The sequence below is a fragment of the Brucella pituitosa genome (assembly GCF_965577835.1).
GTDB lineage: Bacteria > Pseudomonadota > Alphaproteobacteria > Rhizobiales > Rhizobiaceae > Brucella > Brucella pituitosa.
The window spans coordinates 385,820-412,313 of record NZ_OZ264093.1; the positions used below are offsets into that span (position 1 = coordinate 385,820).

The window sequence follows — 26,494 nt, forward strand, 5'->3', positions numbered from 1 at the left end:
TTTCATACCAAGGAGCTTCTGCAAAATCTTTAAGATAGGATTGCTTATTATGTCGGCTATATACCAATTTAATAAGTCGCTCCGCAATTTTCTGAATCAAGACATCTAAGGCGGACTGTAGGCTTTGATTTTGGAGTGCTAACCTAGCATAGTCGGACCTGTCATTTGAGACTTGTCTTTCTGCATGGACAATCATCCCGTGTCCTTGCTCTAATATCTTCACCACCATTGCCAAAACCTAAATTCTTCGTTTTTTTGACAACCAACAGCTACTGCCTTGTTCGTTTTGCATCTCCCATGTCATATGATTATGGATGTATAACATTGCGCTCGGTGAAAGATGCTCTCAAAAAGTCACCAATCAGAAAGAGAATTGAAATGGATGAAACACTACCTGTCTAATACAGCAGGAACGACGTCCCCGCATTTGCTACTGTGAAAGTCGCCAATCGTGCACCAAAGCTTCTATCTTCTTCTGTGCTTCTGCAATCATTGGGGTGTAACGCGTGTTCTCGAAGCCCCAAAGAGTTGATGTCGCATCTTCCTTGTGGCCCGCAATAAACGGTAAGGCGACAACAACTCGCAAATTTTCCTGACGCTCCAGATATCTGTCTATTGTATTTGTGACAGCATCGGCATCGAGGGGATTCCATCGTGACAAAATTTTCAGTGCACTTGTATTATATATATTGAAAACGGTACTCGTCATTTTGTCGATGGTGACATAGGTGCGTCCACCAACCTTCTCAACAGATAAAATTTTTGCTTTGGGGTGTAAGTCGGCCATCAAACCCGAAAAAATATCCCAGCTTTCTTTTCGTGTTTCGAGGTATCCGTTCACCTCATGAAGTACGCTATTAAAATCTACAGGAAGGTCGACGTCATCTTCAATAACGGTCAACCTATTTATACTATTTGCAAGTGAATAACGCGATAAGGCGCTAAAACTGCTACCACAGCCGATCCAGCCCAAATTGTTTCGAATGCCATCAAATAATTCGCAACCATCCGGTAGTGACTTAGATATAGCCCTGCGTCGTTCAATCGTTTCTGGCAACGACAGAGCAAAAAAATCACTTTTACGAGCCAAATATATTTGCTCATCAAGAATAATGTTGGCCGGAACGACTCCAACTGCCACCAGAAAGCGGTCAAACATAAAGTTGAAACGTGCCGCGCTCAGTGAGACCGCACCTGTGATGGTTTCATTTATGGCTTCAATGTTATTCAGCATCTCAGACGCTGCAGCCAACATGCTGTCAATTGAGCCCTCATCGAAAAATGCTACAGCACCTTCGAGTTCTGGATACTCGTTCTGGTCACTCGTGCCTTCAGAAAGAACTGGTACACCTAATGAAATACACTCGCATATGCGAGGCATTTCTAATAAAGCGCCTTCATAGTAATGAATATTGATAACAGCTTTGGCTTCCTGAATAGCCGCGTAAAGTTCACGACCAAACAAATCATTGCATATTTTTACGGTATATTTTTCTTGCAGCTTTTCGATAAATTTGCGTCTCCTTTCACTGCTCAAACTATCGCCATAAAAAATAAAATCATATTTTTTTGTCACTGCATTATCTGTAAATGTCTCATCTTTAGAAGAACCTATAGGCAGATAATGTACGTTAGGATACTTAAGTTCATTCTTTGAAAGGAAAGCGATATTAGTTAGAGAGTACTCCAAAACACCCAGAGAACCCGTAAGTGTCTTCATATATTCTTGCGTAAACCATCTTGAACTGACGGATTGCTCGAGCTGAAATATAACACGTTTGTTTGCGGGGGGAAGACGTTTGAACATCTGTGCGCACAGAACGACATAAAGATCATGATTAAAACTCTTCACAGAGCCCATCATGATTTCACTTTCGATTCCATGGAACGCCAAACGATCAGCTATTGTTCGTGCAATAAACAGGGTATGAGGGGTGCAAAGAATACCCCAAACAATGCCGTTTCCATTTGCAAGCCGTCGACGCAATTTTACATGAGAGTATTCTCGTCCATACCACTTCAGACGGTTCGCCAGTCCTGAAAAGTCTCCGCGAGCCAGATAGCGCAATGCATTTGTTAACTGTCTGAAACGACTAGCGAATTTTGGCATAGTTGTAAAACATCCTGCAATGGAAACGAAAACTGACACACTGGTAGTTTTCAGTGTTAACAGCTACCCGCGCACTCCACATATAAAAAGGGCTAGTGATTCCGACCTTAAACGCCAAACGAATTTTTGGCATTTAACATGTGATATACAAAGGCGTATTGTGTTCTTAATCTATTTCAATACGCTTTTGATTTTTAGAAATACAGACGCAATTCTGTTATTCGCCGAAGTAGGTTTGGAGGACCTCGTCAGGTGGGCCATCCATTTTAACTCTTCCGTGTTCAAGCCAGATTATTCTGTTACAGTTCTTTTTCATCAAATCTTTTGAGTGGCTTGCCAGAACGAGTATTTTTGTTGAATCAACGAGTTCGCGCATACGTGCATTGGCTCGCTCCTTAAAATCCTCGTCACCGGTTGAAAGCCATTCATCCATTATCAGGATTTCAGGTCGAACAGCAGTTGAAGTCGCAAACGCCAACCTTAACTGCATGCCAGAAGAGTAGGTGCGGAACGGAACATCCAAGAATTCGCCAAGACCCGAAAAATCAGCAATTTGTTCAAATTTTTCAGCAACTTCCTCAGGCGGCATACCCATCATTGCGGAGCGCAGACGAATATTCTCTTTCCCCGTTGCATCTGGATCTATTCCAAGATTGATGTTAATCAACGAGACACAGTTGCCATTGATGACGGAACTTCCATGCGTTGGCGTATAAATTCCCGACAAAACGCGAAGTAATGTGGTTTTTCCCGACCCATTATGGCCGATCAGCCCGACTCGGTCCCCATCCCTAAATGTCAGGGAAATATTGTCGAGACCACGTACAATCACCAGACGATCGCTGCGCCTTTCGATCTTCCCGCCCGTCGCGATGCTAAGAACACGGTTTTTAAGCGAACGGCTTGTCGAGTTATAGATCGGAAACTCGACGCTAACATTTTGAAGCTGAATTAGACTCATTTTCTACAACCAATACGCTACGCGCCAACGATACCGCCCGAAAAATATAATTGCGACGATCCAACCGATTATCGCGCACGCAAACCCAAAGGCCCAATCCAGCGGTGATGGTGGTGAGCCGAATAACGGCGCTCTTACAAGTTCGATAAAATGATAAAACGGATTCAACTCAATGAATACGCGTGAAACATGATCAGGTAGAATTTTAACCATCCACATAATTGGCGTAGCATAGAACAGAACTTGCAGAATATTCGTTACAACCTGAGTCATATCGCGAAATCTAGCACAGAGAATAGCCAAAATAAGCATCATCCACGATAGATTGAGGCACAATAATATGAATCCAGGAACAGCCCAAAGCGCATTCAGACTAATCATTTTACCTAGGATTAAAAGAAGAACAGGAAAAATAACGATATTATGAGCGAATATTATTACATTCCTCCATATAGCACGCATTACGTGCGTAAATAGAGGCATTCGAACTTGCAGAATTATGCCATCCGAAGAAGTGAATGTTGTGCATCCCTCATTTAAACAGGTTGAGATAAAACCCCACGTAATAACACCAGCACACAGATAGGGCAGAAACTCTCGCATCTCACTTTGAAAAAGTGTTCCAAAGATCAGTCCGAGCGCGCCAATAAATACGGCCATGTTCAACGTTAACCAGAAAGCGCCGACACGCGATCGGCGATATCGTTGAGCGACATCTTGCCATCCGAATATCAAAGCCAATCGATATTTCGATAGAGCTTCTGAGATATCACGAACGGCAACCCCTGCACCTTTTGTTGGCTCGGCGATTACAACCTCATGGGTTACGTTTGCTGCTGAAATGTCGGTACTCATGATCTTATCTGGGCCAATCTTCTATTTGTCACGACTGCCACTTTCTCGAATATTTTTATGAATGCGTTATAGCGTAATTGAAGAAATAGCGCTTCTAAGTCAACTGCGTGGTTATCATTGAATCAGGCTCTTTTGGGGTCTATTGCTGCATTTGTGCTTGTCCACAATGTGAAAACTCGACAAAGATCATTAAACGTGCTTTCATTTTTATATTTAGATCGTCATCCCTACGCTCATCTGAGTCAATGATCACAAGGTTCCATCGAGAGCAATGTCTGTCCTCCTCCCACGTCAACCTGTTCAGCAGGAAACTCGATTAGGTAAAGCTCTTGCTTATTCAGCAGCAGATCGCCGTGGGGCTTTAAAATACTGAGCTTTGGCGTTCTCCAGATTAAAAATCGAATATGCCAATCCGTGCTTTTCCGTGATAACGCGGATATCTCTCCCGCGAAACTTCCGCGTCAACGCGTTCCTGATGATATGTTGTGACCATATCCTGACGGTGACTATGTGGCACATTTGATTGCTTAAGGAAACGCCAGCCCTGACAGGTTTCGCTTTCAAACAGAACATGCAGGGTACCAAATTTTTCAATTCACCTGTATGCCCAGCCCACTTCCAGATCAGCGCCAATATTATCGATTTGGTGAAAGCCTGCCTCTGCGCGTTGGCCAGCGAACTGAAGATTTTCCACATGATCGTTCATCCGCACAATTTCGGGCTGGAACAATCGTTGAAGGGCTCTTTCGACATCAATGCACTTCGCTGGTTTTCTGCGATTTCAAACAGCATCAGATTGAGCTTGCGGACCATGTAGCCTGCCTGCTGATGATCAGATTGTTTGAGACTGACAACAAGGTGACGCACGCCAATATTACATCCCAAATGTGCGGGGAGACGCGGACGCCAATAGAAAATATTTCCGCGCCGCTGAAGATTCTGAACCTGATGTCTGACTGTCATGTCATATCCGCGGTCTGGAGCTGACACGAAACCGAAATTCACAAGAATCGGCATGTGTGATTGCTCTGTGCCGCAGTTAAGGGCACATCCGGCGAGTATGAGAAAACTGAAGAGTTTCACCTAAGCGGAAAGATAAGCAGAATCAATAGGCCTTTGATTTTGATTGCTATTCATGGCTGGGGCGCCTGGATTCGAACCAGGGGATGCCGGTACCAAAAACCGGTGCCTTACCGCTTGGCTACGCCCCAACAAATCAGATCTATGCGATCGATTGGGCGGGCTTATAGCCGCTCCCCGCGCCAAGTGCAATCGCCTATCGACGAAATCTGACAAGCTTTACAAGGACTGGGGATAAAGAATTTCCTCAGAGTATGATCAGTGACGCAAATCAGCCAAGCACAGGGATTTGCCTTCGCATCCAAAGCTGGTAATTCGATGATAGAGTCATTTTTTATTGGTTGTTGCAATGATCTTGTTGCTGGTCTCCTTTCTTGCAAGCGCCATTCTTTGCGGCGTCGGTCTTTATGTTTTATCCGCACTTCTGCCAGCAAGCTTTCTTGCGGCAAAATTCAACGCGCGCTCCAACCATAGCGTAGCTGCCCGGCAAATCGGCGGCCTTGCGCTCATACCGGCGATTATTGTCTCGCTTTTAATGTTCGGCACAGATCTTGGGCTGACTATTGATCTGGTTCTCAGTCTCAGCGGTGCCTGTTTATTGCTTTGGGTTATCGGTGGACTGGATGATCGTTTTGAGCTTTCCGTCACAACACGCTTTGGCTCGCAGTTTGTAGCCGCATGCCTGGTGGTTTATGGGCTCGGCCCCGATTTCCGACTATTGCCAGAGCTTTTGCCTCATTGGGCTGAGATCACGCTGATCGTCATCACGCTTGTCGCTGCAATCAATGTCACAAACTTTATGGATGGCCTGGATTGCATGACTGTCGCAGGCATCGGCGTACCCATGGCTGGAATTGCGCTGCTGGCAGCGTTTCAGCTCGCAGGCGTTGAAAGCGGCACAATTGCCGCGATCATAGCAGGCGGCCTTCTCGGGTTTGCTTTTTACAACCGTCCACCCGCAATCGTTTTTTTGGGCGATTCCGGCAGCTTTCCGCTGGGGCTGCTTGCCGGAACCGCGCTTCTGCTTCTGGCACGGGAAACGCATATAGCGGTCGCGCTTATTCTGCCGCTCTATTACGTGCTTGATGCTGGCACGACGATCATCTTACGCGGTCTGGCAGGCGAGAACATTCTGAAAGCACATTCAAAACATGCCTATCAGGTCGCCAAACGGGCCGGGTGGAGCGTGTCGAAGGTGGTGAGCCACGTCGCACTGCTCAATATCATTCTGATAACATGTGCGGCTGCAATTATGGTTTTCGACCATATGCTTTCGCAGATTATATTCGTGCTCACCGCCGCGGTCGCAGTGCTTTTGCTGCTGCTCGATTTTCGCGGACGCTTCAGGAAGTTATGACGTCAAACAGAACCTTGCGGGCAGCGTTGGCATCTTCTGTCTCCATCGCAGCCCGAAGAGTATCAAGGCTTTTAGGGACGTCCACAGCAACCTTCTGACCCTTTGGTGCACGCATAATTTTGGGGTGGCGCGTCGTCTGAGCTTGAGAAGGATCGTAGAAAAGCTCTTCATACATCTTCTCGCCTTCGCGAATACCCGTCACCTCAATGGCAATGTCTCCATCAGGATTCTCTGCGTTGCGTACAGTCAATCCAGCAAGCAGGATCATGTTCTCGGCCAAATCTCGAACTTTGACTGGATCGCCCATCTCAAGAAGCACGGTATCACCGGATTTGGCAATCGCGCCGGACTGCACGATGAGCTCGGCCGCTTCCTTGATCGACATGAAATAACGCGTCATGTCTTCGTGCGTGAGCGTGACGGGTCCACCATTGGCGATCTGTTCGCGGAAAAGCGGAACCACTGAACCGTTAGAGCCCAGAACATTGCCGAAGCGGACGGAATAGAACGATTTATGATGACCCGCCTTTTCGGCGAGTGTCCCGTAGTAATAAACGACAAGTTCGGCCCAACGCTTTGTTGCGCCCATAACATTTGTTGGCCTCACGGCCTTGTCGGATGAAATCAGCACCATCCGTTCGACATCGGTCGCAAAAGCTGCGGCAGCCACGTTCAGCGTGCCGAACACGTTGTTATAGATACCGACAAGCGGGTTCTTTTCGACAAGCGGCACATGCTTATAAGCTGCGCAATGATAAACCGTGTCAACGGTGTGGGCGCGGATAGCTTTTTCAACACATTGCCGATGAGCCACCGTGCCAAGCACCGGAATGACATCGCATTGCGCAATCTGCCGTAACTGTCGCTCGATCTGATAAAGCGCGAATTCGCTCGATTCAAAAAGCACGATGCAGCTTGGGTTCCACTGCGCAATCGTGCGGCAGAGCTGGCTGCCAATCGACCCGCCAGCGCCCGTAACCATAATGCGTCGCCCTTCAACAACTTCGCGGAGCAAATCGACATCTGGCGGCACAGGCGAACGCCCAAGCAAATCGTCAATCTCGACATTGCGCAGAGCACTGACAAGATATTTGCCAGCCGTCAGATCAGCAATAGGCGGCAGAATGCGGGTGCTAACCGGCAGACGCCCGAGCAGACGTGCAAGTTCCTGCCGCTGCTTCTGATCGATTTCCGGTTCGGATATGACAACCTGACGAACGCCAAAATTCTCGATCAAACGCGGGATCGCTGCAATGTCATAGACCCGGAGACCAATGATATCCATGCCGCCAAGCTGGCCAGTTGGATCAACGAAACCGACCACATGTGTATCACTGTGGCTGCGAAGTGCGGTTGCCAGCTGACGTCCTGGCTCACCAACACCAATGATGAGGGCTGTGCTCGAATAGGTCTTATTGGATTCAGCACTGCGCAGCAGCCATTTCGCACCAAAGCGGCTGGCAGAGATAAGCACCGTACTCAAAAGCCAGTAGAGAAGAGGAACCGAACGCGGCAAACCAGCACCGCCGTATGATTCCATAAGAAAGACCAGCGCCACCCAGAATAGGGCTGCAATAGCGGTCGCCTGAAAGATTGGCCAGATGGCTCGCTCGGCCAGATAGCGAATAATTGCCCGATAAAGACCAAAACGAATAAAGACGGGGATTGCGAGAGCCGGAGCGATGGCGATCAGGAAAATCTGCGTCTGCGTCGGGACAAAAACAAAGCCAAGCCGCATGACAAAGGCGAGATAGGCGCTGAGCAGCAACAACAGGCAGTCGCTCAGCAGCAGTATGATCTGCTTACCAATACGCGGTAACAAAGCCAGCCTCTGCCAGGGATATCTGAAACTCATACGAACATATCCTGCCCCCTCAAGGCGAAAATGCGAATAATCGCCGTTGAGGATTCGGCTAAACCCAACTCTTTTTTAATCAGTGAAATCAGATATCTAGCTCAGATATCCGACCATATAACCAGCCCAATAGTGGCACCGTTAGCACGAGTCCCCGCGCAGGGCCATATCAATTGATATTTCCCACGCTCACGAAGATTACGCGCTGATCCCTTAATTATCTGTTTTTATTCAATTTCTCTCACACAAGCCATCCGATCTTCGTTCTGAGCACTTAGTACTTTCGGCTAAGCAATAAGTGCGGGCATTTTCTAGACATAAACACATAAACATTTCTTTATATAATATTGACAAGCAGTGAAGCTTCCGGCAGACTGAGCGGCGTTATGGTTCTTTCGTCAGACTTCAGATGAAAGCTAAGAGGGAAACCGGTGCGTTGAAGACAAAACCGGTGCTGCCCCCGCAACTGTAAGCGGCGAGCCTTGATCCATCATGCCACTGGAACGAAACATTCCGGGAAGGCGGATCGAGGCGCTGACCCGCGAGCCAGGAGACCTGCCATGACAAAACAACGTCCACGGGCGGGGTGTCCCGGAGTGTTGCAGGTCTGGTTGCCAGAAGCAGCCTTTTCGCGCACGTCTGTGAACCCGCGCCCCCATCTATATCGGGGTATATATAGCCATGTCACAAACCACCGTCGCTACCGCCACCCTTGGTGTACCGCGCATCGGCCGTCATCGCGAACTGAAATTTGCACTCGAAGCTTTCTGGGCAGGTAAATCGTCTGAAGCAGAACTGCTCACTATTGCCAGCGCTTTGCGCGCGGCCAATTGGGCCGAACAGCGCGATCACGGCATCACGAAAATTCCATCAAACGACTTCTCTCTTTACGATCATGTGCTTGATACGGCTGTAATGGTCGGCGCCATCCCTGCCCGTTACGGCTGGTCAAGCGGCGACGTATCGCTCCAGACTTATTTCGCCATGGCGCGTGGCAGCGAAGGCAAAACAAGCAACAATTGCGGTTGTGGCAATCAAGAACATGGGCATGGTCATGGTGTGACTGCGCTTGAAATGACCAAGTGGTTCGACACCAATTATCACTATATGGTGCCAGAACTCACCGATGATCAGGAGTTCAGGCTTTCGTCCCGCAAGCCGGTCGAACACTTCCTCGAAGCCAAGGCACTGGGTATCCACACACGTCCAGTTATTCTTGGCCCGGTTACATTCCTGAAGCTGGCTAAATCCACCGCTGAAGGCTTCAATCCTGTAGCCTTGCTGCCAAAGCTGCTGCCTGTTTATGAAGAGTTGCTGCGTGAACTTGCAAATGCCGGTGCCGACTGGGTGCAGATTGACGAACCAGCGCTGGCTCTCGATCTCATCCCAAATGAACAAGCTGCATTTGAACTTGCTTACCAGCGTCTTGCCACTGCTTCCGACGCGAAAATCCTGCTTGCTACCTATTTCGGTGAGCTGGGCCACAATCTCGACACTGCATTGGCTTTGCCGGTCGCGGGTCTTCACGTCGATCTGGTACGCGGCGCAGATCAGCTTAACGACATTGTAGCGAAAGCACGCCCCGATCAGCATCTTTCTCTCGGTGTAATTGATGGCCGCAATATCTGGCGCGCCGATCTCAATGCCATCATCGACCGCATTCAGCCCATCGTTGAAAAGCGCGGGCTGGAACGCATCGAAATTGCCCCATCCTGCTCGCTCCTGCATGTACCGATTGATCTTGAACTGGAAACCGGGCTCGATGCAGAACTTAAAAACTGGCTCGCTTTTGCAGCACAAAAGATCGATGAGATTGCTATCCTCGGACGTGCGCTTTCGTCAGGCAAAAGCACGGTTCTTTCAGAACTGAAAGCCGCAAGTGAGGCCATTGCAGCCCGCCGCACATCGCCAAAGGTCCACAGTCCGGCTGTTGAACAGCGCGTTGCCGCTGTCACGGAAGCTCAAAAGAAGCGCAACAGCGTGTTCACCGAGCGACGCAAAATTCAAAGCGACAAGCTCGGCTTGCCCGCTTTCCCCACCACGACAATCGGATCTTTTCCGCAGACCCCTGAAGTGCGCAAAGCACGCGCAGCGGTCAACAAAGGTGAGATCACCGATGCGCAATATGAGAGCTTCATCCAGCGCGAAACTGAAGCCGCTATTCGCTGGCAGGAAGAAATCGGCCTCGATGTACTGGTGCATGGCGAGTTCGAGCGTAACGACATGGTTCAGTATTTTGGCGAGCAGCTCTCGGGCTTCTCTTTCACAAAATACGCCTGGGTGCAGAGTTATGGCTCGCGCTATGTCCGCCCTCCGATCATTTTCGGTGACGTTTCCCGTCCTGAGCCGATGACGGTTGCCTGGTGGAAATACGCGCAGTCACTGACGGATAAGCCTATGAAGGGCATGTTGACCGGGCCTGTGACGATCCTCAACTGGTCGTTTGTTCGTGATGACATTCCGCGCGCCGCAACCTGCCGACAGATCGCGCTCGCCATCCGTGACGAAGTGAGCGATCTGGAAGGTGCCGGTGCAATCATGATCCAGATCGACGAGGCCGCCTTGCGCGAAGGCTTGCCGCTGCGTCGCGCTGACTGGTCGACCTACCTCGATTGGGCTGTCGAAAGCTTCCGTCTGTGTTCAAGCGGTGTAGCCGACCAAACACAGATCCACACCCATATGTGCTATTCGGAGTTCAATGACATCATCGACGCCATTGCTCATATGGATGCCGACGTGATTTCGATTGAAACCTCACGCTCACGCATGGAGCTTCTCGATGCGTTCAAGTCGTTCAAATATCCGAATGATATCGGACCGGGCGTTTATGACATCCACTCACCACGCGTGCCGGAAGTCAGTGAAATGACTGACCTGCTGGCGCTTGCCCGCAAACAGCTTTCCGATGGACAGCTCTGGGTCAATCCCGATTGCGGTTTGAAAACCCGCAAATGGGACGAGGTGCGCCCTGCCCTCGTCAACATGGTGGCGGCAGCGAAAGCGCTACGCGCCGAACTCATTTAAACACAAAAGCCCATGCCGGATTGCTGGCACGGGCCAGAGCGGCTCCAATTGGGAACCGCTCTATCTTTTTCATAACGCATTATCCGACGCAAAAGGCTCACGCACTTTTGCTGGAAATTCTAGCCTCCATTCACCAACGCCAGAATGAGCTGCTCGACATTGCCGCCGGACCCCATTTCAACACGGTCGAAATCACGGCCTTGCTGGCGCTGAACCTCGACCAGCGCAGTAATGCGATTGATCAGTTCCCGGCGCATTTTCTGGCACTTTGGATCATTCGGGATCGAAAGCCCAACCGTTGTGCGGACGATTTCACGCGTCATGTCCTTGGCGGTGTCGCCATGAACAAGCTCGTGCTTGTAGATGCCATCATAGAAGCGTTCCCAGTTCTCTCTCACCGGAGAGGACAGCTTCTGTGAAGGCTTGGGCAGCGTATAGGTGATTTTCAGCTTGGGCTTGGCCGAAACAATTGTGCAGCCATTGTTGGAATTGTCGAACTTGCGGTCCCAGGTCAACACAAAGGTCGTGTGCGCGATCACGCGGGATTTGCCGGCTTTAGGGCCGCGCTCGCCGATGGATTCATAAAGCTCAGCGCCGGTGCGGCCAGTAATTGCATAGGGTTTTATAACTTCGACGGCTTTCCAGTCATCTTCCGCATGTGCCTGACCAGACAATAAAACTCCAAACACAACCCACAAGACCGATATACGCACGACGACTCCAACCCAAAAAATAGCGCGACCCAAAAACAGCAAGGCGTCAACGCTACAATATCATTGCTGCAGACAGAAGCGCTTTCACCACCGCTTACAGTTTGAAACGGAAATCGGAATGAAATTTCCTGATACCCGCTTTTCAGTAAGATTGACTATATCTTCATAGTTTCGTAGATACGAAGACATGAATAAGCCTAACCCAATCGACCCCGGCGTAAAAACCCATCTTGCGGCCGACGAGGCAAGTGAATTCCTCAAGGCAATCGCCAACAATCACCGGCTCATGATCCTCTGCCGGTTGCATGGTGGTGAGAAGTCAGTGGGGCAGCTTGCCGAACTGATCGGCTTGCGTGCCTCCACGGTCTCGCAGCATCTGGCTTTGCTGCGACGTGATGGCATCATTGCCGGGCGTCGCGACGGGCAAACGATCTGGTATCGCGTTGAAAGCGATATAGCGCGGCAGGTGATGGCGGTGATTTGCACACATTTCCAGGTGCCAGCTGAATAGGCCCGGCACGATTATCAAGGCAACTTTGAAGAAGTGCAGACATGACCGACCAGACAATCGCCAGACGCAATATACTCGTGCTGACTGCGGCACAGGCTCTGGGTGCAGCAAGCCCACCGATCATCATTTCGCTGGGTGGATTGGTCGGGCAGCAGCTTTCTTCTGATCCGGCACTGGTCACACTTCCTGTCAGCCTGTTCAATCTTGGTCTGGCGCTGGGAACTCTGCCCGCGGCGTTTATCATGCGATCCTTCGGACGTCGCAATGGCTATCTGCTCGGCGCTGGCTTTGGCATGACGGCCGGTCTGGTCGCCGCTTTCGGCATCTTCTCGGCGTCCTTTATCATTTTCTGCTTCGGCACTTTCATCGCGGGCTTTTATGCCGCTTATGTGCAGAGCTATCGCTTTGCTGCAACTGATGCCGCAACAGGACCGCTCAGGGCCCGCGCCATTTCCTGGGTTATGGTCGGCGGTCTGATCGCAGCCATCATCGGCCCGCAACTTGTCATCTGGACGCGGGATGCACTGCCCAACACGCCCTATGCTGGCAGCTTTCTGAGTCAGGCCGCTCTCGCGCTGATGGCAATACCTGTCTTGATGCTTTTGCGCTCACCCAAAGCCGCAAAATCTGCCAATAGCGGAAGCAACGGACGCCCGCTCAAGGAGATCTTGCTAAGCCCGCGTTACATGCTGGCGGTGGCTTCTGGTGTCGTCTCCTATGGCCTGATGACCTTCGTGATGACCGCAGCGCCGATTGCCATGGTTGGCCACGGTCATTCCGTCAATCACGCAGCGCTGGGTATTCAGTGGCATGTGCTAGCTATGTTCGGGCCAAGCTTCTTCACAGGATTGCTGATTACCCGCTTTGGCAAGGAACGTGTAACAGCTGTTGGCTTGCTGATCATCGCTCTATCGGCAATTGTTGCATTATCGGGGCTTGATCTCACGCATTTTTGGATTTCGCTGATCCTGCTCGGCATCGGCTGGAATTTTGGCTTCATTGGTGCGACCGCTATGGTTGCCGAATGCCATACGCCAGAAGAACGCGGCAAGGCGCAGGGTGCAAACGACTTTCTCGTCTTCGGCACGGTCGCCTGCGCATCTTTCTTTGCCGGTTCACTGCTACATTCGTCCGGCTGGCAGACGATCAACTGGCTGATCTTCCCGGCAGTTGCGCTCATTCTTGTGCCGCTGGTCTGGCAATCCGCCAGAAAACAGAGAGCCAAAGTCGCAGCATAACAAAAAGCCCGCCTTGATTTCTCAAGGCGGGCTTTTCTTTAAATCAGAGTGCATCCCGAAAAGTGTGAAACGGTTTTCGGAAAAAGATGCGCGTCAAAACAGGAAGACGATCTTACTGTTCGATTGTGCGGTTCCAGCGGTTGTTGAGCTGCTGGCGACCTTCGTTCACTGCATCCCAGTCAAGCGTATTGGCTGTTTTCATGTAACCATTGAAAGCATCGAGCTTGGCCTGCGCTTCAGGCGAGCCGGCCGTGGCCTTCTGGTTCGATGGGATCACATTGCCATGATCAAGCGCCTTGCTCTGTGCATCAGCCGAAAGCAGATAATGCGCAAGCTTCTGGCTCAGTTCTGGTTCGTTGTTGCCAGCCAGCACACATTCGGTCACAGCGAGAACGACTGAGCCTTCCTTCGGCTGAGCGTATTCAACCGGAATGCCCTTGTCCTTGAGGTTGTTCACACCGGTTGGTGTCAGCGGGAAGATTGCAGCTTCACCGGTCTGAACCATTTCCGAAATCTTTGCCGATGACGGGATGAATTCCAGAACGTTCTTGCCGATCAGGTCCGGGAACTTCTCGAAGCCCGGCTCAAGGTTCTTGTCGTCGCCGCCCTGAATACGGTTAAACATAAGGAATGCATGAAGGCCGAAGGTCGAAGCGGACGCAGACTGGAAAACAACAGCCTTGTTGTATTTCTCGTCGGCGAAATCCATCCATGACGTTGGAGCGGTCCAGCCTTTTTCGTCGAACAGCTTCTTGTTATAAGCGATGCCGGTCATACCCATATCCACGCCGATTGCCATGTCGTCCTTGAGACGTGCCGCAGGCTGAATGTCGGCGAGAACCGGATCATCAGAGATTTTCTGGCAAAGGCCTGCATTGATTGCGCGCACCATCACACCATCATCGAGCAGCATAACGTGCATCTGCGGATTGTCTTTCTGCGCGGTCGCCTTGGCGAGAATATCGGCAGATGTACCCGGCACGACAACGACCTTCACATTGTTGGCCTTCTCGAATTCCGGTAGCACGTTCTCGGTATAAGCGCGCTCCATATTGCCACCATTCATGCCAATATAAAGCGTCTTAGTCTGAGCGGACGCGCCCGAAACGAAAGCTGCGGACAGGCCAAGCGCCAGTGCGGACATTGCAGTCATGTGTTGCTTTTTCATGCTAGTTCCCTTTGTGATTTGAGGTTGGATGGTTAAATCGATTGATCGAGAAAGCCTCGATCGGTGTTTCTGTCTCGCCTTTGACGGCCAGATCGCACAGCACAGCGCCGACGGCAGGTCCGGTCTGAAAACCCGCACCGTTAAAGCCGAAGCCATGAAAGAGGTTTTTGACGCGGCCACTTGGCCCAATAACCGGATTATCATCCGGCATCTCTGCTTCCGTCCCCGACCAGAAGCGGATGACCTGTGCATGTTGAAGATGCGGAAACAGTTCGATGGCACGCAGCATCACGGACGATGCGGCATTGACCGAAGGACGCGAGAAATCCGGGTTTTCAAGCGGTGTTCCGCGCCCGCCGCCCATGATATAATTGCCACGCGTCACCTGACGACCATAGAAACCGCCGCCCTCTTCGCCGAGGCTCATGGGCAGACGCAGCGGCATCGGCTCTGTCACCACCATCGAGGGATAAATCCGCTTCAATGGAACCGGCTCGCCAAAGGATGCTGCAAAGCGATCCGACCAGGCACCTGCGCAATTAAAGACCATGCCCGCACGAATTTCGATGCCGTCACCCGCCAGCGCCGCGAAACCATCACCTGTTGTCTGCACTTCGTGGACAGGCGTATTTTCCAGTACCGTTGCACCCAGAGCCTTTGCAGCGCGCGCAAAGGCAGGCGAAACAAGACGCGGATTTGCGTGACCGTCTTCCGCACAAAGCGAGGCGCCAGCCACATCACCCGTCAGCCATGGAAAGCGCTCTTTCACGGCATTGCCACCGATCAGTTCCAGCTCAAGTCCAAGCGGCCTGACCCGTTCCGCATAGGCTTCAAGAGACGCAAAGCTCTCTGGCGTGCGTGCAAGTTTCAAATGACCACTGCGAATATACTCGCCGTCGATGCCAATGAGTTCAGGCAGACGCGCCCAGATATCAAACGAGCGCTGCGACAAGGCGATTTGCTCAGGTTCGCGACCCTGCCTGCGCACGCCGCCATAATTGACGCCGCTTGCCTGCGCGCCGCAGAAGCCTTTGTCGAGAAGGATAACCGACAACCCGGCTTGACGCATGAAAAGCGCCGCTGAACCGCCAACAATTCCACCGCCGATAATCAAAGCATCAGCCTGAAGGCGCTTTGTCATGACCGCACCTCGTGCGCAGATTTTGCGCCGAAGCCAAGCGGGATCGGTTTGACCGGTGCCTGCGCACGAATGCGGCCTGCTTCCGATGGAGATTTATCCTGCATTGCTGCCAGAAGTTCGGCCGCAGCAGCCGCGCACATACGGCCCTGACAACGCCCCATACCCACACGGCTCAACGCTTTCAGTCGATTGATCTCACTTGTATTGCCGTCACTGATGACCGCTCGGGCTTCGCTGAGCTTAATCTCTTCGCAACGGCAGAGCGTGACATCCTGTCCGACGGTTTCAAACCAGTCATGCGGGAAGGGAAATGCCTTCTCCAAAATCAGACGCTGACGATAGATCGCATCCAGTTCACTGATAAGACGCTGTTCGAGCGCCGGATCCGCCGTGCCACCAAGATCGCGGATCATGGCAATTGCCGCCAGCTTCCCACGAATTTCAGCTGCATCCGCACCTGCAATTCCGGCACCATCGCCCGCCACATAAACACCATTGGCACTCGTACGGCCAAGAGCATCCGCCACCGGCAACCATGCCCGGTCACGTTCGTTAAAACTAAAATCACAGCCCGCAAGATCGGCAAGCTGGGTTTCAGGCCGCAGCGCAAAACCGTAAGCCAGTGCATCGCATTCAATCTCGCGCTGACGCTTGCCTGAGCGATAGCGAACGCCTTCAACATGGCCCGCGCCCAGTACTTCATCTGGCCGAACATTATAATGGATCGGCACGCCGCCAAGCTTCAGCCGCAAGCCATAATAAGCGCCGAGTGCCACAATGCGCGACGCATGAAGGGCCAAATGCGCCAGATGAAATTTTGAACTGAAGGATGCCGTGTCGAGAACCGCTGCAACCTTCGCGCCGGCATGATGATATTGCCATGCCACCAGATAAAGCAGCGGGCCGGAACCCATGAACACCACGCGTTCGCCAATGGTGCAGTCCTGTGCTTTCAATGCCGTCTGCGAGGCTCCAAGCGTATAGACGCCGGGCTTTGTCCAGCCGGAAAACGGCAACACACGGTCCGTCGCCCCCGTTGCAAGCAGCAGATGGCTGTAAGGCAATTGCACATGAACACCGCCCGACATCAGATCAAGGCGGTTGGTCTCATCGCGTGAAATGTTCCAGACCAGCGTTTCCGGACGATAATCAATCGCATCGCGTAAGTGATCAAACGTCTTATGCAGCGCTTCCGCCTTATGGGCTTCCGAACCATAACGCGCTTTATAGCTGCGGCCATCGTCGAACGGCGGACGGCGATAAATCTGCCCACCAGCGCGCATGCCTTCATCAAGCACAATCGGACGATGACCGGCTTTGATCAGCATTTCAGCCGCGCGAATGCCTGCGGGACCAGCGCCCACAATCACCGGATTGAGAAACGTACTCATGCGAACGGCTCCGTCACAAATTCCATGCCGTCTTCAAGCAGCGTTGTGCAAGCGCGCAGGCGTTTGCCTTCCACCGTCATGACATGACAATCCTGACACGCACCAATGAGGCAGAAGCCTGCACGCGGCTCACCGGTAAATTCTGTATGACGCACTTTACCCTGCACCGAGAGAATAGCTGTCAGCACCGTGTCTCCACGGCGTCCCTCAAAGGGGACGCCATCGAGCAGGAAGCCAACCGGCTGTTCATTGAGACGATACCGCCTGCGGAACTGAGCCGTTAAAGGCGAAACTGTAACCGCCATGATATGTGCGCCCCTATCAGCCCTTGCCCACGAGGACGCGGTCGAGACCAAACAGGCGGTCGATAATCACCATGGTCACAGTCGCAACCAGGATCATCAGCGCCGACACCGCAGCCATCATCGGATCGATGGATTCGCTTGCATACATATACATGCGCACCGGCAATGTGACGGTTGATGGCGAGGTGACGAAGATCGACATGGTCAGTTCATCGAACGAATTGATGAAGGCAAGCAACCAGCCGCCCGACAATCCCGGCAGCAAAAGTGGCAGCGTAACGCGGCGGAACACTGTCCATTCACCAGCACCCAAAGTGCGGGCTGCATTTTCCGCATTGCGATCCATACCGCTCAGCGATGCCAGGATCAGACGCAACGCATAAGGTGTGACGACGATCACGTGGGTTGCGACCAGCCAGGCGAACGAGCCGGTCAGGCCCATCAGCGAGAACAGGCGCAAAAACGCGACGCCCAGCACCAGATGCGGGATGATCAGCGGCGAGAGAAACAACGCATTGAGCGCATCACGGCCCCGAAACTTGTACTGAGCGATTGCAAGGCCGGAAGGAACAGCAAGCAGTGTTGAAATCGTCGCCGAGAAGATTGCAAGCTTCAGGCTGTTGGAGAACGAGGTCATAAAGTCATTGTGCGCAAAGACTGCCTCAAACCAGCGCAGCGACAAGCCATTCCATGGCATGGACAGCGTGTTTTCCGGCGTGAACGCCACGAGGCAGACCACAACCATCGGCGCCAGCATGAATATGACGACCAGCGTGTGAAAGAAGAGTGCGAAAGGACCGTTCTTTGTCATTGCGGTTACCCCAGCTTCTTTCTCGCTTGCCCTTCGAGCATGCGATTATAGGCAATCATGATGATGAGATTGGCGAGGAGAACGATGATCGCGATGGCAGCACCAAGCGGCCAGTTGAGCTCGATCAGGAACTCATCATAGACAACTGTTGCCGCCATCTTGAGACGGCGACCACCCAACAGACCGGGGATTGCGAACGAGCTTGCCGAGAGCGCGAAGACGATCAGGCTACCCGACAAAATGCCAAGAACGGCCTGTGGGAACACCACGCGACGCAGTGCTGTAAAACGCGAGGCACCCAGTGTCAGCGCCGCAGCTTCAACCGTCGGATCAAGCTTTTGCAGCACGGTCCAGACCGGGATCACCATGAATGGAAGCATGATATGCACAAGACCAATCACGATTGCCGTTTCGGTATAAAGGATCTGCGCTGCGGGCAGGCCCAGCAGTTCAAGCGTGCTGTTGACGAGACCGTTGCGGCCTAAAAGCATGCTCCAGCCGAATGTACGCACCACAACCGAAACCAGAAGCGGCCCGATGATGACCAGCAGGAAGATCGAGCGCCAAGGCGCGCGCATGTTCGAGAGAATATAGGCTTCCGGCACACCGATAATGACTGCAATCACCGTGGTAATCAGCGCAAGCCGCAATGTGCGCCAGAAAATGTTCAGGTAATAGGGGTCCTGAAGCACCTGCGTGTAATTGGCGACGGTGAAGACGTCCTGAATGCCCTTGTCATAGCTGTACGAGTTGAACGACAACATGACGGTCAGCGCCAGGGGCAAAAGCACCAACGCGAAGAACAAAAGGGTGGAAGGTCCGGTCAGGAATAACGGCAAATAATTCCGCCGCTCTTTTGTTTCCCCGGTCGTTGTCTGCGAAACGGCACTCATGATCAGTTCGCTCCCGCATTCAGGATGCGGCAATCTTCATGGTTCCAGGCAAGGCCAACCGTTGTGCCTTCCGCAGGCGGTGGATTGCCCAGATTTGGCAAAGCCACGGAAAGCTGACCAGCCTTGGTCGATACACCGAGCAGCCACTGGCTGCCCATGAAGTAGCGTGTTGTCACCTCGCCGCTGATCTGGCCTTCGCCGGCATCAACGAGATGGACTTTTTCCGGGCGAATGAATACTGAAACTTCACCCGAAACGCTCTGGTCAGCTGACGGAAAGCGAATATCGGTTTCGGCAACCGAAACAGTCGCACCATCGGCCTGCGCCTTCAGGAAGTTCGACTTGCCAACAAAGTTGGAAATAAAGTGGTTATGCGGGTGCTCATAGAGCTTGTAAGGCGCATCAACCTGCGTAATCACACCCTTTTCCATCACCACGATGCGGTCGCTGATCGACAGCGCTTCGGCCTGATCGTGGGTCACCATGATAGTGGTTATGCCAACCGTGCGCTGGATGCGACGCAGTTCAAACTGCATTTCTTCACGCAGCTGCGCATCAAGATTGGACAGAGGTTCATCGAGCAACAGCACCGGCGGGTTGATGACCAGCGCGCGCGCAATGGCGACGCGCTGACGCTGACCGCCCGACATTTCGCGCGGATAGCGCTCGGCCAATGCGCTGAGGCGAACCAGTTCCAGCACATCGCGTACACGCTTTTCGCGTTCCGCCTTTGGCACTTTGCGCATTTCCAGACCGAAGCTGACATTCTGCGCAACCGTCATATGCGGAAACAGCGCATAACTCTGGAACACCACACCCAATTCACGCTTGGCAGGAGCCAGCCGGGTGATATCGCTTCCATCGAGCGTAATCGCACCCGACGATGGTGGCACAAGACCGGCGATCATCTGCAAGGTCGTGGTTTTGCCGCAACCCGACGGGCCGAGAAGTGAAATGAACTCTCCCTTTTCAATCTCCAGATTGAAGTTATCAACGGCTGCGAACTTGCCGTAGTAACGGGAAATATTGGAAAGGGTCAAAAAGCTCATTGCGTCTCCCTCTCGGCAAGACTTCCGCCAGTCAAAGTGGGGGAACGGAAGCGCCGCGATATTGGTTCACGTCGCCTCTTCATAGGACTGGCTGAGGGGAGCGGCTTGATCGCGCATTTGAGCGCTTATCGGACCTGATTGTTTGAACGCATGACCGTTCGACCGCTTGTGCAGCCGCAGCGTTCCCCAAGTCTGAAGCAAATACCGCCGATCCGCTCGGCATCCATTCAATGCCTTGCCTGACCTTCCCATTGGCGACGATTTCAAATGGCAGAAAATTTTGAACGATTACAAATTATAATTTTCAATTTCGGAATAAATTATATATTTCTTTCAAAATACAGAATTTGGAAGCAACTTTATGGATGATATATCAGAGAATACGAAATCTGGTGCCTCGCTTAACTCAAGTCTGGTGAAGGCAATTCATATTTTGAAGGGTTTGGCGGCAAGCACGGAAGACGGAGTTCGGCTCATCGATCTGGCGCGGGATCTCGAATTGAGCCAGCCATCGGCACATCGATTGTTGAAGACGCTGATTGCCGAGGACCTTGTCGAGCAGCTTCCCGACAAGAAAGCCTATCGCCTGTCGCTGGACTTTTTCGCCATGGCAGCACAGGCCCGTCAGCGTGATGGCATTCTGAGCCTTGCGCGCCCATCGCTCTTAAGGCTTTCAACGACGTTCAACGATACGGTCTTCTTGCTGGTGCGCAGCAATTTCGATGCCGTCTGTCTTGATCGCGTGGAAGGTCCTTTTCCGATCCGCTCCTATACCGGCGATATCGGCGGTAAAGTGCCGCTCGGCATCGGTCAGGGCAGTCTCGCCATTCTGTCCTTTCTGCCGGAAGAAGAGCGCGAAGCCATCATTCGCTTCAACATGCCCCGCATTCTGGACAAGGCCACCATTGACGAAGTTGATCTTCGCATCATGATCGCGGAAGTGCGCGAAACCGGTGCATCCACGTTCAACTTCAACATGATCGATGGCATGGCAGGCCTCGGCGTTCCTGTGCTCAATCGCAATGGCGAAGCAGTAGCGGCGCTCAGTATCGGCACTTTGGCTTCACGATTAACAGAAAAACGTCAGCACACGATCACCGAGCTTTTGCGCAAGGAAGCAGCCATTATTACCGAGAAACTCAATCCTTTTGATCCCACTCTGCGCCATCCAAGCCAGGCATTTGTGAAATAATCGAAAGCTTTAACAGGTTTCGACGCAATAGCCTTACCTTGTCCACAGCGGGCCCCTAAATTGGAGATTGACTTGCACCATGCGCCGTCGTTTGATCGGGCAAGTGTGGGGGATCTGTAGAACGAGGCGATAAGCCCAAAGCAGAAATTCCATCTCTATAGTGTTATAAAAATGGAGTTCTGTTGTGTTCAAGTCCACCAGACGGGGAATGTTTCATCTTGCTTTTGCGCTCGCTGCGTCAACAGCGATGAGCACTGTTGCCACCACGGCAGCGCAAGCGCAGGACAAGATCCTGCTCATCGTCAATGGCGCGCTCGGCGATAAATCCTTCTTCGATTCCGCTGCCAATGGCATGAAGATGATCAAGGACAAATATGGCGACGACGTCGAGACCAAGATTTTGGAAATCGGCGACGATCCGACCAAATGGGAGCCGGTTTTCCTCGATGCGTCCGAACAGGACTGGGACCTGATCATCGGCGGCACCTATCAGATGTCGGAAACCGTAGGCTCGGTCGCGCAGCAGTATCCTGACAAGAAATATGTCCTTTATGACGCAAGCGTGCCCTATGAAGAAGGCGGCTACGACAACGTCTATTCGATCCAGTACAAGCAGAACGAAGGTTCTTACCTCGGCGGTATGCTTGCGGCAGAGCTTCTCAAGCAAGGCAAGCTTGGTGATGTTGGCAAGAATCTCGGCTTCCTCGGCGGCATGGACATTCCGGTTATCAACGACTTCCTCGTCGGCTATGTTGCCGGTGCTCAGGCAATTTCGCCAGACGTGAAAATCGCCATTTCCTATGCAGGCTCCTTCATGGATGCGGCAAAGGGCAAGGAACTCGGCCTCGCACAATATCGCTCCGATGTGGCGCTCGGCTTCGTCGTTGCCTCGCAGACCGGCCTTGGCCAGCTTTCAGCAGCGAAAGAAACCGGCAAATATGTTCTGGGTGTGGATTCCGATCAGGAAGGCATCTTCAAGGACAGCGATCCGGCGATGGCCAAGCAGGTTGTCAGCTCCGTTCTGAAGAACGTCGATGTCAGTCTTTTGCAGGCCTATGACCGCTTCAAGGAGGGCAATCTGCCATTCGGCAAAGCGGAAGCGCTCGGCCTGAAGGAAGGCGCTGTGGGCATCGTACAGGACGGCAATATGGCGTCCATGGCCTCGCAGGACATGAAGGATGCCATCAAGAAGGCTTCCGACGAGATTTCCGAAGGCAAGATCACGGTTCCAACCGCATTTGGCATGAGCACCGAGGATCTCAACGCGATCCGCAACAAGGTTCGTCCCTGATCGTGGAAAAACAAGCTGAAAACAATGAAGGCGGCGATGCAATCGTCGCCTTCCGCCCAATCGTTGCCTTCCGCGATGTGAGCAAGGTCTATCCGAACGGCACGCAGGCTTTACGTGATGTGTCGTTCTCGATCCGCGCAGGCTCCATCCACGCCATTTGCGGCGAGAACGGCGCTGGCAAATCCACACTCATGAAAATCCTGTTCGGCATCGAGAACGCCACCGCAGGCGAAATCATCATCGATGGCCAGCATATTACTTCCTGGTCGCCGGAAGATGCCAGCGCCAAGGGCATTGGCATGGTGCACCAGCATTTCTCGCTTGTGCCGACGCTGACCGTCACTGAAAATATCATCCTCGGCCATGAGCCGGTGAAGAACGGCTTTATTGACCGTGTAAGCGCACGTAAAATGGTCGAAGAGCTGATGCAGCATTATGATCTGCATGCCGACCCGGACGCGATCACAGGTACGCTATCTGTTGCTGCACAACAGAAGATCGAGATTCTCAAGGCGCTGTCGCGGCGCACGCGCCTGTTGATCCTTGACGAACCGACCGCTGTTCTCTCGCCACCGGAAATCGAAGAGCTGATGCGCAGGCTGAAAGCGCTACGCGACGAAGGCATCACCATTCTCTTCATTTCGCACAAGCTCAACGAAGTGCGCGAACTTGCTGAAAGCGTCACTGTGTTGCGTGCGGGCATGGTCACTGGCACCGAAAAGCTCGCCGACGTGCCTGATGATGCCATCATGGAAATGGTCATGGGTCACGCTGTCGATATTCCTGAGCGCGCCCATAAGCAGGGGCCGACGGAAACAGTTCTCGAAATGCAGGGCGTTACCACACTGGCGCTCGACCCTGCCGACCGTATCCGCGATGTAAGCCTGACGATCGGCGCGGGCGAAATCGTTGGCGTTGCAGGCGTTGATGGCAGCGGACAGCGCGGACTTGTTTCGGTCCTTTCAGGTCTTATGGAAGCGAGCAGCGGGGCTATTCGTCTGAATGGCGCAGACATGCTTGCTGCCAAAACCGCAAGCTGGCGCAAAAAGGGTCTCGCCTATCTGCCAGCCGATCGCTTTTCGCAGGGCGGTGCGCCCGGTCTTTCGCTGGCGGAAAACGCAATTGCCGGAACCGGTCGTCACAACAAGACCGCAGGTCCCCCAATCTATTGGGGTCCTTTCCTGCGCTGGAATGCGATCAAGGCACGCGTCAGCGGCATGATCAAACAATATTCGGTGCGTGCAGGCGCAATCACCGAACGGCTCGACTCGTTGTCGGGCGGCAATGCTCAGAAGCTCATCGCTGCACGCGAACTCGCCACCAATCCGAAATTTCTGATCGCCGACCAGCCTACACGTGGCATCGACGTTTCAGCAGCAGCCTTCCTGCATCGTCGTATTGATGAGGTTGCGCAGGGTGGCTGTGCTGTGCTTCTCGTCAGTGCTGATCTTGATGAATTGCTGCGGCTCAGCGACCGTATCGTCGTGCTTTTCAATGGTCGCATTGTTGCCGTTCTCAAGAATGGACCAGACATCACTCCAGCGGTTCTCGGCCCGTATATGCTTGGCACGAGGAATGTTGCCTGATGCGTAGATTTATATCCTATCTTATTCCCTTCTTTCTGACCGTGCTGGTAATCGGCGTCATCATGGCGGCCCTGCTGGTGCCTCTGGCATTGATGCAGGATAATCCGGCAGGCGTTCTCAGAACCTTCTTCCTCGGCCCCTTCGGCAGCATTCGCCATATGGGTAATGTGGTTGAAGCCGCAACGCCGATCATGCTTACAGGTCTTGCTATCACCATTCTGTTCCGCTCTGGCTTGTTTAATCTCGGCGCAGAAAGCGGCTTTTACCTCGGTGGTCTGGGTGCGGTTGCGGGTGCGGTTCTGCTGCCTTCGCTTGGCTGGTTCTCGCTGCCTGTCGCCATTTTATGCGGTGCGGTTGCGGGTAGCTTTGCCTGCACCATTCCAGCGGCATTGCGCCTGCGCTTTGGCGCATCCGAAATGGTGACATCACTGGTTCTGAACTATGCCTTCCTGTTTTTGGGGCTGTTCGTGCTCAATTACGTGATCCGTGATCCGGCAGCCGGCGGTATGATGTCCATGCGCATTCCGCCTGACGCCAAGCTCGAACGACTTCTGGCAGGCACGCGCCTTAACAGCGGCTCGATCATTGCGATCCTCGCCTGCATCGCAGGCGGCATCTGGCTCTACTGGACGCGCTCGGGCCTCAATATCCGTATTGCAGGGTCCAGCCCCGGCCTCGCCAACCATCTTGGCCTGCCACTCAAGGGAATAGTCATGCGTGCGCAGATCATTGGCGGTCTAGTGGCAGGCATGGCTGGTGCGCTCGAAGTTCTGGGCCTGCACAATCGTTTCGCATGGCTCGATCTGCCCGGTTATGGCTGGACTGGTCTTGTCGTTGCAATTCTCGCACGCGAAAACCCGTTTCTGGTCGTTCCGGCAGCATTGTTCTTAGGCTTTGTTCAGGTAGGTGGCGATCTTCTGGCACGGAACATGAATATTCCGACCGAAGTCGTGGGACTTGTCACCGCCGCCATCATGGTGGGTGCAACGGCCAGTGTCATTCACAATCATCCAACTGTGCTGCGTCTGATCCGAAACTTGCGCAACCGGGAAGGAGAACAGTCATGAGCGCCGTTCTTGCACAAATTCTCGATCCTTCCTTCATCGCAACAATTCTGCGTGTGGCCACGCCTCTTTTGTTGGCGGCATTGGGCGTGATGATCTCTGACCGCGCAGGCGTGCTCAATATCGGCATGGAAGGCATGATGCTGATTGCAGCATTGATTGCAGTTCTCGCAAGTGCTGCAACGGGCAGTCCTGCCATCGGCCTGCTCGCAGCTCTTATTGTGGGGGCGTTCCTTGGCTGGCTGATGTCCTTGTCGGTCAACCGGCTCGGTACTGACCTCATCATGACCGGTATCGCGCTCAACATTGCGGCAGCAGCAGGCACCACGCTGGGGCTTTTTCTTGCCACCGGCGACAAGGGCATGTCAGGCGCGTTGAAAAGCGGCGCACTGCCAAGCTTTGCCATACCTTATATCGGCAATATCCACATACTGAGCTTTGCAGCATTGCTCGCTGTGCCTGCTGTTAGCCTCATGATGATGCGTACACGCTTCGGCCTTCATGTGCGTGCAACGGGCGTTGATCCCAAATCCGCACGTGCGGCAGGCATTCACGTCAAGCGTGTGCAAATGCAGGCGCTGGTGCTTTCGGGCATATTTGGCGGTGCTGCGGGTGCTTATCTTTCGCTCGGCTATGTCACATGGTTTGGCCAGAACATGACGGCCGGTCGCGGCTTCATTGCCATTGCAGCGGAGGTTATGGGACAGGGAACTGCGTGGGGGACACTGGCCGCAAGCCTTGTACTGGCCGCAGCAGAATCTCTTGCCATTACGCTGCAAAGCCTCGGACTTCCGTTCGAGCTGATGCAGATGATCCCCTATCTCGTGCCCGTCGTGGTGCTGACAGTGCATGCCGCCAGAAGACAGCGGCGTGCAAGACAATTGAAGAAATCCTGACAT

General features: G+C 52.8%; 23 protein-coding genes, 1 tRNA gene and 1 riboswitch. Of the genes, 9 read left to right on the forward strand and 15 right to left on the reverse strand.

Features of this window, described 5'->3' with window-relative positions:
* Positions 1 to 430: 430 nt before the first annotated feature.
* The 6 genes from ACSME1_RS13065 to ACSME1_RS13090 all read right to left on the reverse strand — a co-directional run bounded on the left by ACSME1_RS13065 (position 431) and on the right by ACSME1_RS13090 (position 5,137).
* The gene (locus ACSME1_RS13065) at positions 431 to 2,110 is read right to left on the reverse strand and encodes a methyltransferase type 11 (protein ID WP_435655338.1); all 1,680 of its coding nucleotides are present in this window, start codon (positions 2,108 to 2,110) and stop codon (positions 431 to 433) included.
* 217 nt (positions 2,111 to 2,327) lie between these two features.
* Complete coding sequence (locus ACSME1_RS13070) at positions 2,328 to 3,071, reverse strand: ABC transporter ATP-binding protein (protein WP_264232308.1); 744 nt, start codon at positions 3,069 to 3,071, stop codon at positions 2,328 to 2,330.
* 3 nt (positions 3,072 to 3,074) lie between these two features.
* Positions 3,075 to 3,926 carry an ABC transporter permease gene (locus ACSME1_RS13075; protein WP_264232307.1) on the reverse strand — a complete coding sequence of 284 codons (852 nt, stop codon included), beginning with the start codon at positions 3,924 to 3,926 and terminating at the stop codon, positions 3,075 to 3,077.
* A gap of 333 nt (positions 3,927 to 4,259) precedes the next feature.
* Positions 4,260 to 4,622 (reverse strand): hypothetical protein, encoded by a 363-nt coding sequence (locus ACSME1_RS13080; protein ID WP_435655339.1) that lies wholly within the window; start codon positions 4,620 to 4,622, stop codon positions 4,260 to 4,262.
* A gap of 6 nt (positions 4,623 to 4,628) precedes the next feature.
* Positions 4,629 to 4,889, reverse strand: a complete 261-nt coding sequence (locus ACSME1_RS13085; RefSeq protein ID WP_435655340.1) for a DUF6538 domain-containing protein — start codon at positions 4,887 to 4,889, stop codon at positions 4,629 to 4,631.
* 173 nt (positions 4,890 to 5,062) lie between these two features.
* Positions 5,063 to 5,137: transfer RNA gene (locus ACSME1_RS13090), tRNA-Gln, on the reverse strand.
* A 218-nt stretch (positions 5,138 to 5,355) separates the two neighbouring features.
* Between ACSME1_RS13090 and ACSME1_RS13095 the strand changes: the two genes are divergently transcribed.
* Complete coding sequence (locus ACSME1_RS13095; RefSeq protein ID WP_435655341.1) at positions 5,356 to 6,363, forward strand: glycoside hydrolase; 1,008 nt, start codon at positions 5,356 to 5,358, stop codon at positions 6,361 to 6,363.
* Here ACSME1_RS13095 and ACSME1_RS13100 read toward each other — a convergent pair.
* A complete protein-coding gene (locus ACSME1_RS13100; RefSeq protein WP_435655342.1) occupies positions 6,350 to 8,218 on the reverse strand; it encodes a polysaccharide biosynthesis protein in 1,869 nt (622 codons plus the stop codon). The genes ACSME1_RS13095 and ACSME1_RS13100 overlap by 14 nt on opposite strands.
* 370 nt (positions 8,219 to 8,588) lie before the next feature.
* Positions 8,589 to 8,795: riboswitch (cobalamin riboswitch) on the forward strand.
* Between the two features lie 104 nt (positions 8,796 to 8,899).
* Between ACSME1_RS13100 and metE the strand changes: the two genes are divergently transcribed.
* Positions 8,900 to 11,242, forward strand: coding sequence for a 5-methyltetrahydropteroyltriglutamate--homocysteine S-methyltransferase (metE, locus tag ACSME1_RS13105; protein ID WP_435655343.1), 2,343 nt, complete (start codon positions 8,900 to 8,902; stop codon positions 11,240 to 11,242).
* A gap of 119 nt (positions 11,243 to 11,361) precedes the next feature.
* Here the strand turns inward: metE and ACSME1_RS13110 are convergent, their stop codons facing one another.
* Entirely contained in the window at positions 11,362 to 11,949 is a 588-nt protein-coding gene (locus ACSME1_RS13110; protein ID WP_435655451.1) for a DUF922 domain-containing Zn-dependent protease, read from the reverse strand.
* A gap of 193 nt (positions 11,950 to 12,142) precedes the next feature.
* Here ACSME1_RS13110 and ACSME1_RS13115 point away from each other — a divergent pair, with 193 nt between their 5' ends.
* Complete coding sequence (locus ACSME1_RS13115) at positions 12,143 to 12,466, forward strand: ArsR/SmtB family transcription factor (protein ID WP_264232302.1); 324 nt, start codon at positions 12,143 to 12,145, stop codon at positions 12,464 to 12,466.
* A gap of 41 nt (positions 12,467 to 12,507) precedes the next feature.
* Positions 12,508 to 13,704: an MFS transporter gene (locus ACSME1_RS13120; protein WP_435655344.1), complete on the forward strand. Its 1,197-nt coding sequence runs from the start codon at positions 12,508 to 12,510 to the stop codon at positions 13,702 to 13,704.
* 112 nt (positions 13,705 to 13,816) lie between these two features.
* On the opposite strand, the gene ACSME1_RS13125 is transcribed toward ACSME1_RS13120, so the two are convergent.
* From ACSME1_RS13125 to ACSME1_RS13155, 7 genes are read right to left on the reverse strand one after another with little or no spacing between them, the layout of a single operon-like run.
* Positions 13,817 to 14,872, reverse strand: a complete 1,056-nt coding sequence (locus tag ACSME1_RS13125) for an ABC transporter substrate-binding protein (protein ID WP_435655345.1) — start codon at positions 14,870 to 14,872, stop codon at positions 13,817 to 13,819.
* Between the two features lies 1 nt (position 14,873).
* A complete protein-coding gene (locus tag ACSME1_RS13130; RefSeq protein WP_435655346.1) occupies positions 14,874 to 16,013 on the reverse strand; it encodes an NAD(P)/FAD-dependent oxidoreductase in 1,140 nt (379 codons plus the stop codon).
* Positions 16,010 to 17,404 (reverse strand): FAD-dependent oxidoreductase, encoded by a 1,395-nt coding sequence (locus ACSME1_RS13135; RefSeq protein ID WP_435655347.1) that lies wholly within the window; start codon positions 17,402 to 17,404, stop codon positions 16,010 to 16,012. Before ACSME1_RS13135 ends, ACSME1_RS13130 begins: the two co-directional genes overlap by 4 nt.
* Entirely contained in the window at positions 17,401 to 17,709 is a 309-nt protein-coding gene (locus ACSME1_RS13140; RefSeq protein ID WP_435655348.1) for a (2Fe-2S)-binding protein, read from the reverse strand. The genes ACSME1_RS13135 and ACSME1_RS13140 overlap by 4 nt, the downstream gene beginning before the upstream one ends.
* Before the next feature lie 16 nt (positions 17,710 to 17,725).
* Positions 17,726 to 18,520, reverse strand: a complete 795-nt coding sequence (locus tag ACSME1_RS13145; RefSeq protein ID WP_435655349.1) for an ABC transporter permease — start codon at positions 18,518 to 18,520, stop codon at positions 17,726 to 17,728.
* Positions 18,521 to 18,525: 5 nt separating this feature from the next.
* Positions 18,526 to 19,413, reverse strand: coding sequence for an ABC transporter permease (locus ACSME1_RS13150; protein ID WP_318579441.1), 888 nt, complete (start codon positions 19,411 to 19,413; stop codon positions 18,526 to 18,528).
* A 2-nt stretch (positions 19,414 to 19,415) separates the two neighbouring features.
* Positions 19,416 to 20,462 (reverse strand): ABC transporter ATP-binding protein, encoded by a 1,047-nt coding sequence (locus ACSME1_RS13155; RefSeq protein ID WP_435655350.1) that lies wholly within the window; start codon positions 20,460 to 20,462, stop codon positions 19,416 to 19,418.
* Between the two features lie 361 nt (positions 20,463 to 20,823).
* On the opposite strand from ACSME1_RS13155, the gene ACSME1_RS13160 reads away from it, so the two are divergent.
* The 5 genes from ACSME1_RS13160 (at position 20,824) to ACSME1_RS13180 (ending at position 26,491) form a co-directional block, all read left to right on the forward strand.
* The gene (locus ACSME1_RS13160; protein WP_024896961.1) at positions 20,824 to 21,654 is read left to right on the forward strand and encodes an IclR family transcriptional regulator; all 831 of its coding nucleotides are present in this window, start codon (positions 20,824 to 20,826) and stop codon (positions 21,652 to 21,654) included.
* Between the two features lie 184 nt (positions 21,655 to 21,838).
* Positions 21,839 to 22,945, forward strand: a complete 1,107-nt coding sequence (locus ACSME1_RS13165) for a BMP family ABC transporter substrate-binding protein (protein ID WP_435655351.1) — start codon at positions 21,839 to 21,841, stop codon at positions 22,943 to 22,945.
* Between the two features lie 2 nt (positions 22,946 to 22,947).
* Positions 22,948 to 24,531 carry an ABC transporter ATP-binding protein gene (locus ACSME1_RS13170; RefSeq protein WP_435655352.1) on the forward strand — a complete coding sequence of 528 codons (1,584 nt, stop codon included), beginning with the start codon at positions 22,948 to 22,950 and terminating at the stop codon, positions 24,529 to 24,531.
* Positions 24,531 to 25,598, forward strand: coding sequence for an ABC transporter permease (locus tag ACSME1_RS13175; protein WP_435655353.1), 1,068 nt, complete (start codon positions 24,531 to 24,533; stop codon positions 25,596 to 25,598). Before ACSME1_RS13170 ends, ACSME1_RS13175 begins: the two co-directional genes overlap by 1 nt.
* A complete protein-coding gene (locus tag ACSME1_RS13180; protein WP_024896965.1) occupies positions 25,595 to 26,491 on the forward strand; it encodes an ABC transporter permease in 897 nt (298 codons plus the stop codon). Before ACSME1_RS13175 ends, ACSME1_RS13180 begins: the two co-directional genes overlap by 4 nt.
* The last annotated feature ends 3 nt before the right edge of the window (positions 26,492 to 26,494 follow it).

Excerpts from the sequence above, each read along its gene's own strand:
- ACSME1_RS13065 (WP_435655338.1), bottom strand. The coding sequence starts at position 2,110 with ATGCCAAAATTCGCTAGTCGTTTCAGACAGTTAACAAATGCATTGCGC.
- ACSME1_RS13070 (WP_264232308.1), bottom strand. The coding sequence starts at position 3,071 with ATGAGTCTAATTCAGCTTCAAAATGTTAGCGTCGAGTTTCCGATCTAT.
- ACSME1_RS13075 (WP_264232307.1), bottom strand. The coding sequence starts at position 3,926 with ATGAGTACCGACATTTCAGCAGCAAACGTAACCCATGAGGTTGTAATC.
- ACSME1_RS13080 (WP_435655339.1), bottom strand. The coding sequence starts at position 4,622 with ATGTGGAAAATCTTCAGTTCGCTGGCCAACGCGCAGAGGCAGGCTTTC.
- ACSME1_RS13085 (WP_435655340.1), bottom strand. The coding sequence starts at position 4,889 with ATGACAGTCAGACATCAGGTTCAGAATCTTCAGCGGCGCGGAAATATT.
- ACSME1_RS13095 (WP_435655341.1), top strand. The coding sequence starts at position 5,356 with ATGATCTTGTTGCTGGTCTCCTTTCTTGCAAGCGCCATTCTTTGCGGC.
- ACSME1_RS13100 (WP_435655342.1), bottom strand. The coding sequence starts at position 8,218 with ATGAGTTTCAGATATCCCTGGCAGAGGCTGGCTTTGTTACCGCGTATT.
- metE (WP_435655343.1), top strand. The coding sequence starts at position 8,900 with ATGTCACAAACCACCGTCGCTACCGCCACCCTTGGTGTACCGCGCATC.
- ACSME1_RS13115 (WP_264232302.1), top strand. The coding sequence starts at position 12,143 with ATGAATAAGCCTAACCCAATCGACCCCGGCGTAAAAACCCATCTTGCG.
- ACSME1_RS13120 (WP_435655344.1), top strand. The coding sequence starts at position 12,508 with ATGACCGACCAGACAATCGCCAGACGCAATATACTCGTGCTGACTGCG.
- ACSME1_RS13125 (WP_435655345.1), bottom strand. The coding sequence starts at position 14,872 with ATGAAAAAGCAACACATGACTGCAATGTCCGCACTGGCGCTTGGCCTG.
- ACSME1_RS13130 (WP_435655346.1), bottom strand. The coding sequence starts at position 16,013 with ATGACAAAGCGCCTTCAGGCTGATGCTTTGATTATCGGCGGTGGAATT.
- ACSME1_RS13135 (WP_435655347.1), bottom strand. The coding sequence starts at position 17,404 with ATGAGTACGTTTCTCAATCCGGTGATTGTGGGCGCTGGTCCCGCAGGC.
- ACSME1_RS13140 (WP_435655348.1), bottom strand. The coding sequence starts at position 17,709 with ATGGCGGTTACAGTTTCGCCTTTAACGGCTCAGTTCCGCAGGCGGTAT.
- ACSME1_RS13145 (WP_435655349.1), bottom strand. The coding sequence starts at position 18,520 with ATGACAAAGAACGGTCCTTTCGCACTCTTCTTTCACACGCTGGTCGTC.
- ACSME1_RS13150 (WP_318579441.1), bottom strand. The coding sequence starts at position 19,413 with ATGAGTGCCGTTTCGCAGACAACGACCGGGGAAACAAAAGAGCGGCGG.
- ACSME1_RS13155 (WP_435655350.1), bottom strand. The coding sequence starts at position 20,462 with ATGAGCTTTTTGACCCTTTCCAATATTTCCCGTTACTACGGCAAGTTC.
- ACSME1_RS13160 (WP_024896961.1), top strand. The coding sequence starts at position 20,824 with ATGGATGATATATCAGAGAATACGAAATCTGGTGCCTCGCTTAACTCA.
- ACSME1_RS13175 (WP_435655353.1), top strand. The coding sequence starts at position 24,531 with ATGCGTAGATTTATATCCTATCTTATTCCCTTCTTTCTGACCGTGCTG.
- ACSME1_RS13180 (WP_024896965.1), top strand. The coding sequence starts at position 25,595 with ATGAGCGCCGTTCTTGCACAAATTCTCGATCCTTCCTTCATCGCAACA.